The organism is Halobacillus sp. B23F22_1 (genome assembly GCF_043497005.1).
GTDB lineage: Bacteria > Bacillota > Bacilli > Bacillales > Halobacillaceae > Halobacillus_A.
Genome location: NZ_JBIEKE010000003.1, coordinates 597,618 through 614,159, shown reverse-complemented (window position 1 = coordinate 614,159; position 16,542 = coordinate 597,618). Strand labels below are relative to the sequence as shown.

The following is a 16,542-nucleotide window of genomic DNA, read 5'->3' as shown; positions in this document are numbered from 1 at the left end:
CAAAGGCGGCCATTTCAGCCGGTGGCCGTGTTTGTGACATTTTTTCTCAGCGAAATGTAACCGCTGTCATAATGCTGGATATGCTTTGGGTTAAACCATTAACTTGAGGAGGGGAGCGGGTGAAATATTTACGAAATATATTGGTCATCGCAACCGCCGTATTAGGTCTCGGTTTGATTATTGTCTTTGTAGCTAATGGACAAGCAGTTAAGTCTAATGATCAAATAACATTAAGGTTTGGTCATGGTGCAGCAGAAACCAATGAAAGACATTTAGCAGTTGAATATTTCAAAGAGCTTGTCGAAGAAGAATCAGATGGGAAAATTAAAGTGCAAATATACCCGAACGAGCAACTTGGTTCAGAGGCCGAAATGATTGAGAGTGTGGCTTTGAATGATTTACAAATGGTTGCTGCAAGTGCCTACAGTCAGTATGATTCAAAAATCAGTATTATTGAATTGCCGTATTTGTTTGATTCCTATGAAGAGGCGTGGAATTTATTGGACGGTGAAGTCGGTGAAAAGATTGCTGAACCACTGTTAGAAGATAACCTTAGAATCTTAGCATATTTTGAGAATGGCTTTCGTCACACGACTTCAAACCAACCTATAGAGTCACCAGAGGATTTGAATGGTTTGAAAATCAGGACTCCTGAATTTCCTATCTCTTTAAGTACTTTTCAGGCCCTAGGAGCGAACCCAACTCCTATGGCTTTTGGAGAGTTATATATGTCTTTGCAGCAAGGGACCGTTGATGCACAAGAAAATCCTGTAGCAAATGTCTATGCCAGTAAGTTTCAGGAGGTTCAACAATATTTAAACTTCACAGGTCATCAATATATGGCACTGCCGGCAGCAATAAATGAAGAATTCTGGCAGTCTCTTTCCTCTGAAATGCAAGAAGTAGTTGAAACAAGCGGACGAAAGGCAGCACAGTATCATAGAGATCTAATAGTAGAGAATGAAGAGAAAATGATCAATGACCTTAAAGAAGACGGAATGAAAATGGTAGAACCTCAGAAAGAATTATTTAGAAAACAAACGGAAAGTGTTTATGAATCTTATGAAAGCCAATTCGGAAGCGATTTACTTGGTGAAGTTCTTCAGAAGGTACGAGAAGAATAAAAAATTTTGGGGGAATTAATTTTTATGAAATTAATATATTGGCTGGACAACAATTTAGAAAAGTATATTTTAGTTTTTCTTAGTTGTTTTACTGTAATTATTATCTTCACCCAAGTAGTTATGCGATATGTCTTTGATAATTCTCTGTCATGGTCGGAAGAAATAGCCAGGTACGCTTTTATATGGATGATTTACATCGGAGTAAGTTATGGAGTTAAAGAACAAAAGCATTTGAACGTAGATGCTTTTTCAATGTTGTTTGAGAAGAAGGGAAAAATAATACTCAGTATGATCTCCACTATATCTTTTTTTATCTTTTCACTAATTATTTCAATATATGGCTTTGATATAGTCGTAAAAATAACAAGAGAGTCTGCAGCATTACAAATACCTATGGAATGGGTATATGCTGCCCCTGCAGTGGGAATGGCACTTACCTCAATCAGGCTGATACAAAGATTAGTATTACAAATGAAGGAATTAAAAAGTTTAAAAGAAGAAAAAGGGTATGATCTGAGGGAGGGAGCTGTATGACTACATTTATATTGTTCGGAAGCTTTTTCTTCTTTTTGATACTAACTGTACCAATAGGGATTGCTTTAGGATTATCCGGTTTAATCACAGCACTATATTCTTCTAATATTTCCCTTACTTTCTTGTCCCAGGGTTTAGTCACTTCTACAGATAACTTCGCTTTAATGGCCGTTCCTTTCTTTATATTGGCAGGGGAGATTATGGGGAAAGGAGGAATTTCTAACCGTCTATTTAATTTAGCCAATGTATTTGTTGGGAGGTTTACCGGAGGATTTGCTATGGCAGCCGTATTGACCTGTATGTTCTTTGCAGCGATTTCCGGTTCTGGTCCTGCTACAGTAGCAGCAATCGGAGGTATAATGATTCCTGCTATGGTAGCTCATGGGTATGATAAAAAGTTCGCAACTTCCGTGATTGTTTCTGCTGGTTCCTTAGGGATTATCATCCCCCCGAGTATTCCGCTGGTTTTATATGGGGTTTCAGGAAATCAGTCGATTGGTGATCTCTTTATGGGAGGAATTATTCCGGGTGTTTTATTGGGTCTGACGATGATGATCTGGGTGTACTTCTATTCTAAAAAGAAAAATTACAAAGGGAGCCAGGAAAAATTCACCTTTCAAAAAACAGTGACTTCTCTAAACAAGGCCAAGTGGTCTCTTATGGTTCCAGTCATTATTCTTGGAGGTATTTACGGAGGGATTTTCACACCTACGGAGGCTGCAGTAATAGCCGTCGTTTACGCAGCATTTGTCAGTTTATTTTTACATAGAGAGCTTTCTTTTAAAGATTTGCCTTCAACTATTAAAAATGCGGCACTTAACTCCGTCATTATTTTAATTATAATTGGCACGGCCAATACGTTTGGAACATTTTTATCTATGGAACGTATTCCCCAAGCATTGGCGGATAGCTTCTTATCAATCTCTCAGAATTCCAATATCTTATTAATATTTATTGTACTCTTACTATTGTTGATCGGATGCTTCATTGATACTTCAGCAGCAGTGATCATTTTCACACCTATCCTCTTACCTATAGCAGGGAAGATTGGTATAGATCCTATTCATTTTGGTGTTCTAATGATTGTTACCTTGGCTATCGGATTTATCACTCCTCCACTAGGTGTTAATTTATTTGTAGGATCCGGAATATCCGGAATAGGGATGCCTGTATTAGCTAGGGCGGTAGTTCCGTTTTTCTTTGTAATGATTATCAGTCTGGTGATTATTATAGTTGTTCCTCAGCTGACATTGATGTTTTTATAAACTAATATTGCTTGACGAATTAAGAAGATTTATTAAAAAAGTGATATATAATTATTTTAAAGAACTTCACCCTAGTGAGGTTCTATATTTTTTATCGCTGCTATCGGTGAATTTGTCCAATCATTCGTTAATTCTATGAATATCCTAGTAGAAATGAGAGAGGAGGTTTTTATATGCGTAAACATTACCACAAGCAACAAATTGCTAATCGAGAGTTGGATATTGAACAAGTCCGTAAACAACAGCTTGAAAATGCGCGAGTAAAGATTGAAGAAACCCTTAGTCAAGCAAACGAAGCAGGAGATACAAGGTCTGCCAAGCAGCTTGAAGAATTAGTTTCTGCTCTTCAGCAGGCAGAACAAGCCAACTGTCCTGCTATTCTGCTTGATCAGTGTACGTTGGAGCTGCCAGCGAACTCTGTAATAGGTGTGAGCAACCCTCCGTTTATTATAAATGTTTTGAACGATCCTTTTTTCCTTGATTGCTGTATTACTCCAGTTCAAGTGTCAGCATCCACCCCATGTGGCGAAGTAGGGGGAGTAACAGTGAATGAAGTAAAAGCTGTAGGATACCTCAACTATTATTTTAATGTTGAATTCGATACGTTTTTTAATGATGGTGAGTCCAATTGTGCGGCAGTCAACAGATTACCGTTTTCATGTTCGGGCACGACGTGTGCAAATGAAGTGCTTTGTTATGCCTCGGTAAAGGAATCAGATCCATGTCCGGATTTTTGTAACTTTAACGTTCAGTCTTTTGCTATCTTTCTGGATGGTTCGATCGTAGATAACAAAGCTTCTTTGACTTACTTGATTGTACATCTGCTGCCTGAGTGTAACGGGGAAAATGGATAAGGTTTTGAAATCATAAATTTATTTTAATGTTAATTTTCCAACAAACCCTCCGGAAGTTAATAAGAAATAACGAAAAAACCCAGGAAAACTGAACGTTTTCCTGGGTTTTCTGTTGGGGTGCGGTCTTAAACAGAATGAGGAACACTGAAATTTTACAAATGTATTGACAAATTAACTACCTAAGTAGTAATGTTGTTTTTGAGTATTATACTACCTTTGTAGTAAGTAAGTGAGGGATGAGCATGGATGAAATTATAAGTACGTTAAAAGAGTTCGGAATGACAGAATATGAAGCAAAGATTTATATAACTCTATTAAGGCATCAACCATCAAACGGAAATACAATTGCAAAATTATCTGGAGTTCCGGCCCCGAAAGTATATGGTGCTTTACAAAAAATGAGAGAGCAGGGGTTAGTGTTTACAGTATCTGGAGGTGATAACGGAAAAAAAGTCCGCTACAGTCCTCTGCCTTATAAAGAATTATTGGAATCAAAAAAGGATACGTTTATGAATCACCTCGAATTTTTAGATCATTCACTTGAAGAGGTTTCTACCCGCAGTGACGTTGAATGGTCTGAATTATTTCTAATTGAGGGGTATTCATCTTCAATGGAAGTAGTGCAGACGGCCATTTCAGAATGTGAATCTTCAGTGATTATCAGCTGCTGGAAAAGAGAGTTTGATGTGTTGAAAGAACTACTTCTTAAAACTCATCAACGCGGCATAAAAGTCGTAACTTTAATTTTTGATGATGAGCAGAATGACGTTCCCTGGAATGCTTTTACCCATTATAAAGAAGGGGTAGCACTAGGGCGTCATAGGGGAGAGTTTTCGCTTGTAGTTGATAATAGAAAAGCAATTTTACTTCAGTCATTAGAAGATGCTCCGCATTCGGTCGTGTCAAGCCACCCAGTCATGGTATCGACGACTAGAAATTATATTAGACACGACATTTATGTAAATAGGATGATTAAGGACTTTGAAGAAACAATTACTGATCACTATGGCAATGATCTTAAAAATCTAATCAATGATTTTTAGTTTCAGGCAAGAATTCAAAAATTGCCAGTTAAGCATATGGTCAAAGTTAATAGTGTTTTGTAAGCGCTTAAATAAAATACAGGGAGGAAATTCAGAATGGAAAAACTAATAATAACAGTCGCTCCAACAGGGGCACAAACGACTAGAGAACATACGCCTCACGTACCTTTGTCGCCGAAAGAGATAGCAGATTCAATTTATGAATCTTGGAAAGCCGGAGCTGCGATTGGGCATGTACACGTAAGAGATGTAATGGGAGACAATACCATGGATTTGGAAGTTTACCAGGAAGTTATCGATCGTGTAAAAGAAAAATGTGACATTATTTTAAACTTAACAACAGCGGGGGGGTTGGAACCGACCGAGGAAGAACGCCTTCGTGTATGTGAATTGAACCCGGAAATGGCTACTTTTGATGCGGGTTCAATGAATTTTGGTACAGGCGTGTTCTATAATACCCCCTCCTTTTTAGACAAGCTTGCTTCTGAGACACAAAGACGTAATATCAAACCTGAAATTGAAGCTTTTGATGTCGGTATGATAGATAACGCTTTGCGTATTGCAAAAAAAGGACTATTGGATTCCCCCTATCATTTTCAATTCGTTCTAGGCGTCCCGGGAGGCATACCAGCAACACCTAAAAATTTAATGCATATGGTGGAGAGCATTCCAGAAGGATCTACGTGGTCAGCCATAGGTGTAAGCAAGCATCAGCTAACGATTAACACGATGAGTATTTTACTAGGGGGGCATGTACGCGTAGGGATGGAGGATAGTGTATATTTTCGTAAAGGCGAATTAGCCAGAACAAATGCTCAGTTTGTAACTCGTATCGTTGAATTAGCAAAGACGTTAGGGAGAGAAGTAGCCACACCGGATGAAGCGAGACAAATCTTACAACTGCAGTCGAATCAATTGAACAGAGTGGGAGGAAAAGTATGAGAATTGCAGTGCTGGGGTCAGGGTCTTTAGGAATAATTGTGGGTGCTTTAATAAAGCAGGGTGGTTACGATGTTGAATTAATTGATGTGAATCAAGAGAATGTGAACGCGTTAAATCAAGAAGGAGCAAAACTCACAGGTTTCCTGGATGTAACGATTCCTGTAACAGCAAAACACCCCAACGATTTTAATGATAAATATGATCTTGTTTTTCTACTTACGAAACAGGTTTACACAGCAGCTTCCTTAGAGTCTATTCTCCCATTTCTTCACCAGGATAGCATCGTTTGTACACTTCAAAACGGAGCTCCTGAGGAAAAGGTAGCTTCAATTGCAGGGAGCAGTCGGACCATAAGCGGTGCTGTCGGCTTTGGCGCTACTTGGTCTGGTCCGGGTGTTTCTAAGCTGACAACGAAATTCAACACGATGAAAAAATATGCATTTGATGTCGGCGAGCTTAATGGGGAAATTACGGAGCGTATTAAAGTAGTAAAAGCAGTGTTAGAATCGGTGGGCCACTGTGAAATCAGTACAAATATTCAGGGAGTGAGATGGTCAAAATTACTGATGAATGCTACATTTAGCGGCATGTCAGCGGCTCTTGGCTGTACATTTGGAGATGTATTAAAAGATTCTGAAGCCATGAGGGTTTTAGCTAATCTGGCTGATGAAACGATCAAGGTTGCTCATTCTCACCGCATTAAACTAGAACATATGCAAGGTAAAGATTTTGAGTTTTTGGAGCTGGAGCATCAGAATGAGATTCCTAATAAACTCGACTTTTACAATGAAGTCTGGGGTCCACATGCCCACCTTCAGGCAAGTATGCTGCAGGATTTGCAAAAAGGAAAGCCGACTGAAATTAACTATATAAATGGGCATGTAGTAAAAAAAGGGAGGGAGTCTAACGTACAGACCCCTTTCAATCAATTAGTGTGTAACTAGTGGAAGAAGCTGAATTGAAGAAGGAAGTGCCTGATTTTGAAGTTAACATAGTGGAGTTTCAAAAATTCTTAACTGAAAATGTAAGCGCATCCAATTGAAGTGAGTTAGCTTATAACCAAAAATGAAGGTGGGGTAATTTAGATGATTATTGCCTTATTGGTCTGGTTCGCTACTATTATTTTTTCGATGGTGTTCGGTACTTATTTATGTTCTAGGATTGAAAAGCATGGAGTGACACGCTGGGGCGCTACGGGGAGATTGTATCAATATAAGCAAAAAGGAGATGAGTGAGTAGTATGGTCTACTTAATCGTTCTTGGCTTTTATGTTGCTTTTGTTATATGGACCTCAATTAGAAGTTTGAGACATGCTGAATCTATGTCTGATTTTACTACCGGCGGTCACCGAATGGGTCTTTTAATAGGGATTGGCACAACTACAGCTACATGGGTCAGTGTTGCTTCTGTTATGGGAGTCCCGGGCTACCTTTACAGTAATGGCGTTTCAGCTATCATCGGCTGGGTAGCAGGCTGGTTTTTGGCCACGGCTCTCATGCCGGTAGTAGCTTACAAAGTCAGAAGACCAGAAACGCCGGCTCGTACCTTTCCTGAATACATACATCTAAGATTTGAACCTTTCAAAAAGGTTAGTCACTTAAGAACAATTGTCGGTGCTGTTATGTTTATTGGATACTTTTTATTTGTTCATCTACAGGTAGTCGGTTTTGGGATTGTTTTCTCCACGATTACTGGATTCGATTATCAGTATGCAATTTTCGCTTATTTAATTTTCCTGCTTTTCACTAGCATCGGAGGCTTCTGGTCAGTGGCAGCGACAGATACATTAAATACTACTTTAATCGTTATCGGTGTTATTTTAGGCGGAGGTTCTGTGTTGGCAGCAACTGGAGGCATCGGGAATATAATGGACACCATTTCTGTTACCACTCAACCCACTAATTTGGGTGGAAGTGAAATACCTGAAGGATCAATGATTTCGCCGGTTGGTACATTTGGTTTAGGGGCTTTACTTGCTATTTTTATGTCTAATGCAGTAGGTTCTATCGTTTCTCCTCATTGGGTTACGAGAATGCTGGCTCCTAGAAATGTTAAAGTCGCTATATTACAAGTTATGGGTTCACTTCTCGTATTAATTGTTATCTTTATCCCCTTAATTATTATGGGATTGGGTGCAAAGACATTGATCCCTAGTTTACCTGCAGATCAGACGACTGATTATATAATTCCATTAATTGTACAGGAGTATACCCCGCCATTAGTAGGAGCTTTAACATTAGTTGCATTATGTGCTGCTGCAGTATCATCAGCGAATTCAATGCTGTTACATTGTGCAACTTCCGTCTACTACGACGTTTACTTAAACGTTTTCCCGAATAAGAAAATCAATGAAAAGAAATTTAATATGAACCTTAGAATTGGGATGTTTGTTATAGCAATCATTGCGGTAGTCAGCGCAATTACCCCTCCTTGGTTCCTGGCAATGGGATTCACCTACGTTTATGGAGGGTTTGGAGCGGTGTTTTTTGCAGTAGTGATCCTGGGGCTGTATTGGAAGCGAATGAATAGAGCTGGAGCTTATGTATCGATGCTTGTTGGACTTTTCACGTATGTTATCGCTCAAATTTCCAATGCAACCAACCCTTTTTTAATTGCCTTGTCAGCTTCTTTAGTTGGAGTTTTCCTCGTAGTGTTTTTCACTAAGAAACCACCGGTGGAAGCTTACGAGCCTTATTTTAAAGCTGAAATAAGCCAATCAACAAAACAGACCATCCTCAATGTACAGAAAAATGAAACAGATCCAAATAACACTAGTGAAACACCAAAAATCACAAAAAAAGATGCATAAGCTATATTTCAAAAATCGACTGTCGAGGTGAAACGATGAAATTATCAAATAAGACAGCAATTATAACAGGCGGTTGTAAAGGGATAGGCTACGCTGCTGCAAAGAAATTTTTAAAAGAAGGTGCCCAAGTGGTTATCGTAGATTTAAATGAAGCAGATGTAGAAGGTGCTGTGTCCAGCTTAAGAAAGCAGGGAGGGCAGATAGAAGGTATTGCTGCAGACGTATCCGATAAATCATCAGTGGACGAAGCCATTCAATTTACAATTGATCATTTTAGTTCAATTGACATCGTCATTAATAATGCAGGGATCGTACAGGATGCTCAATTATTAAAAATGGAAGAAGAACAATGGGACAAAGTAATTGATGTTAATCTTAAGGGTGTGTTTCTAATCACACAGGCGGCTGCTTCGAGGATGAAGGAACAGCAGAGTGGTGTTATTCTAAATGCCTCTTCTGTCGTAGGCTTATATGGAAACTTTGGGCAGACAAATTATGTGGCATCGAAAGCGGGTGTAAATGGAATGACAAAAACATGGGCCAGGGAGCTTGGACGTTACAATATTCGTGTTAATTCCATAGCACCAGGCTTTGTACTGACTGATATGGTAAAAGAAATGCCGGATCATATAATAAATATGATGAAGGAAAAATCTTTGTTAAATGAGATCGGCAAACCAGAGGATATAGCAAATGCTTATGCTTTTCTAGCCTCTGAGGAAGCTCGGTTTGTGACAGGAGCTGTTCTAAGCGTAGACGGAGGGTTAGTTTCTTGAATTTTATAAAAAATTGAATGATGAGCAGGAGGGCAAGGAGAAGTTAATCTGAATTGTAACTTCTTTCTTAAGCACTTCTGCTCTTATTTTGAATTTTTATTTTCATGCTGCACTACGAAGTAACCATTTTCTGTATATAAAATTCAAACTATTTGAAAAAATTTATACCTTTTCCTTAGAATGAACACATTCATTAAAAGGAGGAGCGTGAGATATGTTGGTGAGGTATATGGTCGTGAGTATATTATGTACACTGGCATTTGTATTGGGAGGAGAAGAAATGGTTTCTGCAGATTCAATGGAAGATTGCTTTAACAAAGGAGTCACCTTGACTTCAGAGGAAGAACGGATTGAAGAGGGAGAGCCGATTCCTCAGAAAATAATGGAGAAAGCTGATTTTGCGCAGTTTGCCGATCAGTTCAAACGGAACCTTTGTGGCGCGGATAATATCCGCCAGGCTGAAAAATTTATCACGCTTGGAGGGGAACAGCTCTGGAATAAAGCCGTAGAGCATGCCCAGGGTGAGGTAGATTTCGGCGAGCTGGATCGTTATGATGACCGCCCTCTATATTGGACAAGACTACATATGACACGGGCACTAAAGCAATGGAAACCAGGCTTTGACATTTCCACTGAAAGAAGGGAGGAACTTCTGAAGAAGCTGGAGTATACATCACGGGGAATTACTTCAATTGATTTTCCAAACGGTAATGGAATAAAAAGGATTCTAGTCAGCGGATTTGATCCTTACCGTCTAGAAGAGGAATTTAGAAGAACGAACCCATCAGGGGCAGCAGCCCTACAGATGGATGGAAAAAAGGTTATGACGAAAGATGGGTTAGCCATCATTCAGGCAGCCAACTTCGCAGTACGATGGGAAGATTTTGAGGAAGGGATCGTGGAGGATACTTTTGGTCCATACGTAAAGGAAACGAAAGAGCAGGTTGACCTTATGATGACGATCAGTCAGGGAGGGCCCCGTGTGATGGCCATAGAGGGCTACGCTGGCCGCTGGCAGTCGGGCGTGGATAACCAGCTTGAGAATCGATCAAACGTTATCCCGACGACTAAAAAGTGGCCAATGCCTGAGGATCTTCCAGAATTTATTGAAACAACGCTCCCTTACGAAGAAATGGCAAGTGCCAAGACAGGGCCGTGGCCGGTTGAGAGAAATAACGAAGTGTGTGAATGGCAGGCCCCTGAATATGAAAGAGATGATTTTATCTGCCATGAAGGAGGACCGACGGAAGGAAGTAAAGCCCGTGCTGGGGGCGGGGGCAGCTACTTGTCGAATGAAAGTCAATACCGTTCGAATAGAGTAAGACTTGGAGTGGGTTCTTATGACATTCCTGGTGGTCATCTCCACGTAGCAGCACAAGAACATTACCCTGAGGATTCTCAGGTTTATATCACCGAAGATTTTATGAAATTCCGCAAGGCTACTGTTGATCAAACGGTTAACCTTGTTGAAGCAGCTGCGGGTGCTATTAGTCGAAAAAAATAAGTGGGACAGCCGGGTTCTTCTATAGAATCCGGCTATTTATGATTAAAATTGAATGATCACCACATGATTATTCTCCTTCTACTCATACTAGCAGTAGGAGGATGCCGGTATGAAAATTACACTATTAACTTTATTTTTACTCATTGCTCAGCCCGCTATTCAAGCAGGTGAGCTTTCCATAACAGATAAGGGGGAAGAAATTCTTCTCGTAAACCGAGAGGATTTTGACGCCGAGCTTCTTGGGCGTCCCTTTGTGAACCAGACTGAAATCCAGCAGCTTCTTGATCACCTGGATGAACAAATAAGTGAAGAACCTGTAAACGCAAAAATCGATCGGTCGGGTGAAATAATACCTGGGAAAGACGGTACCAAAGTTTATAAAAAGGAATTTATGGCTAGGTTTTATCAGTTTCTCTATGGGGCCGAAAAGGGTGAAATATCTGTGCCAAAGCTGGCTGTCCGTCCTAAGGTAGATAGTGAAATACTGGCCAACATCCGCACGCAGCAGATCGCTCATTATGTAAGTTATTTTAATTCGAATAATAAAGAACGATCTCATAATATCCGGCTGGCTGCAGAAGCTCTTGATAGTCATGTGGTGTTTCCGGGGGAGGTTTTTTCTTTTAATAAAGCTGTTGGTAAAAGAACAAAGGAAAAAGGATATAAAACTGCACCAGAAATTATAAAAGGAGAGGTAACCGAAGGAATTGGCGGTGGGATCTGTCAGCTTTCCTCTACGCTGTTTAACTCCGTTGATAAGGTGGGTGTAAAAATTTTGGAGCGCTTTTCTCATAGCAAACGGGTTCCTTATGTTCCAGAGGGACGTGACGCGACTGTCAGCTGGTATGGTCCTGATTTTACATTCAAAAACCAGTTTAATCAGCCGCTTTTAATTCGTTCAAGGGTGGATGGAGGACAAGTGAGTGTAACGATTTATTCTTCAGATGTTATTAATTTTGATCCGCAAAAGGTTGCTCATGATGAAACAGGGGGAGATGGGGAAATTAACCTAAGTAATGATATAGTAAACCGGGGTTTTTTGATCAATACAAAGGAATGCGGTCCCCTCTCTTTTTTAGTGTGCTATGATATTTTATAGCCAGGACTAGCAAAGGAGGAGCTCCGAACATGTTTACGTTACGAAACGCTATAGGGATGCGGTTAGAGGATATACAAGAGGAGAAAAAGCATCTGCGGGAAATGATTAAACAGCTGACCGATGAACAACATGAGCTCATCGCCCGCCTTGAGCGTATGGAAAGGAATGGGGAGGATCTTACGGAGACTGAGGAGGCTTTGAAAAGTGTAGAAGCTGACATCCCAGAAAATCTTTCCGTTGATAAAACCGAGGAGCCATTGAAAAATGAATATATCCTGCCGACTGATCCTATAGCCTTTTCAGCGGACCGTTCAAAAACTATGACGTATAAGGAACTTACGCATGTTTTAATAAACTATGCAAAAGAACATCATAACCAGGTCGACCACGAAGCCTTTGAGCAGTTTTTGATCGATCACTACAATTTTACACCAGCCAACTTTTCTCATATTATTTGGAGAGCACGGAAAATGGATCGGCGGTTAAGAAGCTTAATTAGTGGAAATAGGAAAATAACTATATTGGATAATGATAGTGATTAATCATTCAGCTTCTTTCAAGTGTTTGAGCTTGAAAGAGGCTGTTTTTTTGTTCTAAACGTTTTACCACCTGCCCAATGCTAAAAGTAGTCAGAAGTCTACAATCTTCATCGAAGGAATTAGGTTAAATATATAGAATTAAAAGTTAAACACAACATGGAGGTTGATGTATGAAAAAATATGTAGCCATACTTGGTCTAGCTGCTTTAATCGGCTGCTCCCAGGATACGAGTGCAAGTGATAATAATAAGGAAGAAAAACCTTCTCCACAGGATTTGGAAGATCAACTGAGAGAAGAAGCAATTCCGCTTGAATTTGCTTTTGTTAATGCTGGTGAGGTGGAAGGGGGAGAGAAGGTATCCATTCAAGGAACGATATCCGCAGAGGAGACTTCTGATCAAGGCACCGTCTATACGGTAACAACGAAAGAAGAGAGTGGGTATGGAACTTATACGGTAGAAAAAGAAGATGAAGATGCGGAGTACACCGTCCAGGATATTGTGGAAGTGTATGGAAAATACCGAGGAATGGACGATGCAGGAACACCGGTTATTGAAGGTAGAATTATTGAGGGGATTAAATAAATATGAACCAAATTCAACAGCTTGGAAAAAATTTAAATATTTTTTACATCGTAAGTGTAAACATTTCTTAACATGGGAGAGGAAAGGGTTGTAAGAAACGGCTCCCTTTCAGGGGCGAATGGTTTGCCTCCTCAGGCTATCCTTCCGGCGTCACGCCTTATTGTATTTCCCCTGGAAGTGTTGTCGTTTCCTACAACCCTTCTTCGAAATAGATCACTGAAATCTATTTACTCAAGCTGGGCCGTTATGCAAACAGGGCATTCACTCTACAGTGGTTTGAAGATCCCAATGTAATTCTGTCTCAGCATTTTCCACAACCTGATGAACCCAAACAGTTTAAGTTTGGGTGCACAGCTTGTAGAGAAACCTTAAAGAGTGTGAAATACCTGGCATTAGCGAGTGTAAAGAGTTTGAGGAAACGGCTCCCTTTCCGCGGGCGAATGGTGTGCCTCCTCGGGCTTTATCAGCCCTCCGGGGTCACACCTTATTCCCATTTCCCGCAGGAGTCTCGCCATTTCCTCAAACCCTTTTTCGAAATAAATCATGAACCTTCATTTACTCAAGCTGTGAAAGCAGTGTTTGCAAAAGGGTATTCACATTACGAAGGTTTCAAGATTCCATTTTGGTTAAAGGAACGGAAAAAGTACTGTGAACCTAAACAGTTTAAGTTTGGGTTCATTTTTTAGTCGAAGTACGAGAAGCCATAATTAGTAAAGCTGTTAATCATAAGAGCCATTTCTTTTGGTGACTTGTCCATGTCATTTTCCAGCCATTCTTTAATCACATGAATAGCCCCGCTGATCACGAAAGTGCTTAGGTACTTTGTTTCTTCTATCTTCCCATAATGATCAATCATCCATTTGTTCATCATAAAACGCTGGGTCAACTCCATCATACGCTTTTCAAAGGTTGGGGCTGATTCCTTGTTGAGCAGCGTTTGAAACATGAGTTTATTTTCAGTAACGTATTGCAGGATTTTCTCGGTCATCTGGATCGATTCTTCTTCAATCTCATAGCTGTAGCTATGCAAGTATTGATTCATATCTTCGGTGATTTCTTCTTCAATTCTGTTGAGTAAGTCATAATGGTCGGCAAAGTGGGTGTAAAACGTGGAACGGTTAATATCAGCAAGTTCGCACAGCTCTTTAACGGTAATGTCGGTGATTGGCTTTTTAGACAGCAGCGTAATCAAGCTTTCCTTTAGGACTTTTCTTGTGTATTTTTTTCGGCGGTCTAATTTTTCATTCATTTTTTAAGACTCCTTTTGTTACGATTCTGTGACAAATCAACACAAGTGAACAAAGTGTTGGGAAACTTACAGAAATTGCAAAACTGTTTGTTGAATATCCAACACAGTGTCAAATAAAATAGTAATTGGTATGAAAGGGATTTGCAAGAGGGGTGAAGTCTTATTAATTGGACAGCACGAGTCATTAAACATAAAAAAAGCATAGTGATTTTATTTATAATACTTACCTTAATCAGTACGGCTTTACAGTTTGCCGTATCGATTAACTACAATATGGCCGACTACCTCCCAGAAGAATCTCCATCTATTCAATCGATGGATTTGATGGAAGAGGAGTTTGAAGAACCGATTGAGAATGCGCGAGTGATGATACAGGATGTTTCGATTACGGAAGCACTGGCGTTTAAAGAAAAGTTGATATCGATCGACGGGGTGATTGGAGTCACGTGGCTCGATGATATGGTCGATTTAAAAGTACCACTGGAAACCGCCAATGAGGATACGGTGGAATCTTACTATTTGGAAGACTCCGCCTTGTTCTCCATCACCATTCATGAGGGCGAAGAGGTGGAAGCAGTCGATGAGATTTACGACCTCATCGGTGAGGATAATGCAGTATCCGGAGAAGCGGTCAATACAGCGACTTCTCAAAAAATGGCGGGGAGTGAGTCGTTTCATGCGGGCGCGTTATTAGTGCCGATTATCATATTAATCTTAGTTCTGTCGACCACATCGTGGATGGAACCTGTTTTCTTCTTAATTGCGATCGGAGTATCGGTGCTGATCAATTTAGGGACGAATATTTTCATTGGTGAAATATCCTTTGTCACACAGTCTGTCGCACCAATTCTACAGCTCGCTGTTTCGCTGGATTATGCGATTTTCCTGCTGCATAGTTTTTCAGATTACCGCAAGAAAGTCAGCGATCCTTCTGAAGCGATGCAGCTGGCGATGAAGCGGTCGTTTCCGGCGATTACTGCCAGCGCATCAACCACTTTTTTTGGATTCACTGCGTTAACGTTTATGGATTTTGGCATCGGAGCTGATTTAGGTCTAAACTTGTTAAAAGGTATTTTGCTGAGCTTTATTAGTGTAATGGTGTTCCTGCCTGCTTTGACGCTTATGTTTTACCACTGGATTGACCGTACGCAGCACCGTTCTCTCGTTCCTGATTTCAAGAATATTGGTAATCGTGTCATGAAGCTGAGAGTTCCGAGTCTGCTCATCGTTATGGTTATTATTGTTCCGGCCTTTTTAGCGCAGAGTAACACATCATTTATCTACGGAAACGGAGAAAATCCAGAGAATACGAGAGCAGGACAGGATGAAGCAGCGATTGAGGAACAATTCGGTCAAAATATGCCGATGGTCTTGCTCGTTCCAGAAGGCGATCGGGCCAAAGAAGAAGAGCTTGTATATAAATTAGAAGATGTAGAAGATGTCTCCAGCGTTATGTCATATGTCAATACGATCAGCACAGCTATACCTCCTGATTATTTAGAAGAGTCGATGACTGAGCCGTTCTATTCAGAGGACTATGCTCGAATTACGCTTTACACAGACACAAACGCAGAAGGGGATGCAGCCTTTTCACTCATTGAACAGGTTCAAGAGATTGCGGAGACCTATTATGATGATACTCATTTAGTCGGAGAGAGTGTAACGATGTACGATATGAAAAATATTGTTCAGGATGACAATACATTAGTGAACTGGCTGACAGTGATTACCGTAGCCATCGTCCTTTTGATCACTTTCCGCTCGCTATCGATTCCTGTCGTGCTTCTGCTGACTATTCAAGCATCAGTATGGGTCAATTTAGCAGTTCCGTACTTTACGGATACGCCGCTTGTCTATGTCGGCTACCTGCTGATCAGTACGATTCAACTTGCCGCAACCGTCGACTACGGCATACTATTTACGGAAAATTACTATCATTTAAGAAAAGATATGCCGGCTATTCCGGCCATTAAGAAAACGATTGATGAAAAGATTTTCGCTATTTTTATTTCGGCATCCATCTTATCCAGTGTCGGATTTATTCTGTGGATTACGTCGACCAATCCGATTGTATCTTCAATTGGATTACTGCTCGGCAGAGGAGCGCTGCTTGCATTTGTGATGGTCGTATTTCTGCTGCCCGCACTGCTCGTCATATTGGATAAGGTCATTGAAAAAACAACATGGAAAGTAAATTTTTATAAGGAGAAGTGATGGTAA

15 protein-coding genes are annotated in these 16,542 nt (G+C 40.3%); 14 read left to right on the top strand and 1 reads right to left on the bottom strand.

Annotated features, from left to right (window positions below):
* The first annotated feature begins 119 nt into the window (after nt 1-119).
* The 13 genes from ACGTNH_RS17940 (at nt 120) to ACGTNH_RS17880 (ending at nt 13,073) form a co-directional block, all read left to right on the top strand.
* Nucleotides 120-1,124 (top strand): TRAP transporter substrate-binding protein, encoded by a 1,005-nt coding sequence (locus ACGTNH_RS17940; protein ID WP_394588306.1) that lies wholly within the window; start codon nt 120-122, stop codon nt 1,122-1,124.
* Between the two features lie 24 nt (nt 1,125-1,148).
* Entirely contained in the window at nt 1,149-1,658 is a 510-nt protein-coding gene (locus tag ACGTNH_RS17935; RefSeq protein ID WP_394588305.1) for a TRAP transporter small permease, read from the top strand.
* Entirely contained in the window at nt 1,655-2,923 is a 1,269-nt protein-coding gene (locus tag ACGTNH_RS17930; RefSeq protein ID WP_394588304.1) for a TRAP transporter large permease, read from the top strand. Before ACGTNH_RS17935 ends, ACGTNH_RS17930 begins: the two co-directional genes overlap by 4 nt.
* Before the next feature lie 173 nt (nt 2,924-3,096).
* Nucleotides 3,097-3,777 carry a hypothetical protein gene (locus ACGTNH_RS17925; RefSeq protein ID WP_394588303.1) on the top strand — a complete coding sequence of 227 codons (681 nt, stop codon included), beginning with the start codon at nt 3,097-3,099 and terminating at the stop codon, nt 3,775-3,777.
* Between the two features lie 242 nt (nt 3,778-4,019).
* Nucleotides 4,020-4,820, top strand: coding sequence for a TrmB family transcriptional regulator (locus tag ACGTNH_RS17920; protein ID WP_394588302.1), 801 nt, complete (start codon nt 4,020-4,022; stop codon nt 4,818-4,820).
* A 96-nt stretch (nt 4,821-4,916) separates the two neighbouring features.
* Nucleotides 4,917-5,762 (top strand): beta-keto acid cleavage family enzyme, encoded by an 846-nt coding sequence (locus ACGTNH_RS17915; protein WP_394588301.1) that lies wholly within the window; start codon nt 4,917-4,919, stop codon nt 5,760-5,762.
* Nucleotides 5,759-6,706: a ketopantoate reductase family protein gene (locus ACGTNH_RS17910; protein WP_394588300.1), complete on the top strand. Its 948-nt coding sequence runs from the start codon at nt 5,759-5,761 to the stop codon at nt 6,704-6,706. The genes ACGTNH_RS17915 and ACGTNH_RS17910 overlap by 4 nt, the downstream gene beginning before the upstream one ends.
* A gap of 296 nt (nt 6,707-7,002) precedes the next feature.
* Entirely contained in the window at nt 7,003-8,571 is a 1,569-nt protein-coding gene (locus tag ACGTNH_RS17905; RefSeq protein WP_394588298.1) for a sodium:solute symporter family protein, read from the top strand.
* Between the two features lie 35 nt (nt 8,572-8,606).
* Nucleotides 8,607-9,347, top strand: a complete 741-nt coding sequence (locus tag ACGTNH_RS17900) for an SDR family NAD(P)-dependent oxidoreductase (protein WP_394588297.1) — start codon at nt 8,607-8,609, stop codon at nt 9,345-9,347.
* Between the two features lie 214 nt (nt 9,348-9,561).
* On the top strand, nt 9,562-10,851 hold the full coding sequence (locus ACGTNH_RS17895) for a PA0049 family protein (RefSeq protein WP_394588296.1): 1,290 nt from the start codon (nt 9,562-9,564) through the stop codon (nt 10,849-10,851).
* A gap of 109 nt (nt 10,852-10,960) precedes the next feature.
* Nucleotides 10,961-11,950 (top strand): VanW family protein, encoded by a 990-nt coding sequence (locus tag ACGTNH_RS17890; protein WP_394588295.1) that lies wholly within the window; start codon nt 10,961-10,963, stop codon nt 11,948-11,950.
* A 29-nt stretch (nt 11,951-11,979) separates the two neighbouring features.
* Nucleotides 11,980-12,492: a hypothetical protein gene (locus ACGTNH_RS17885; protein WP_394588294.1), complete on the top strand. Its 513-nt coding sequence runs from the start codon at nt 11,980-11,982 to the stop codon at nt 12,490-12,492.
* 167 nt (nt 12,493-12,659) lie between these two features.
* Complete coding sequence (locus tag ACGTNH_RS17880; protein ID WP_394588293.1) at nt 12,660-13,073, top strand: hypothetical protein; 414 nt, start codon at nt 12,660-12,662, stop codon at nt 13,071-13,073.
* 682 nt (nt 13,074-13,755) lie between these two features.
* Here ACGTNH_RS17880 and ACGTNH_RS17875 read toward each other — a convergent pair.
* Entirely contained in the window at nt 13,756-14,322 is a 567-nt protein-coding gene (locus ACGTNH_RS17875) for a TetR/AcrR family transcriptional regulator (RefSeq protein ID WP_394588292.1), read from the bottom strand.
* Nucleotides 14,323-14,595: 273 nt separating this feature from the next.
* Here ACGTNH_RS17875 and ACGTNH_RS17870 point away from each other — a divergent pair, with 273 nt between their 5' ends.
* Entirely contained in the window at nt 14,596-16,536 is a 1,941-nt protein-coding gene (locus ACGTNH_RS17870) for an efflux RND transporter permease subunit (RefSeq protein WP_394588532.1), read from the top strand.
* Nucleotides 16,537-16,542 lie beyond the last annotated feature (6 nt).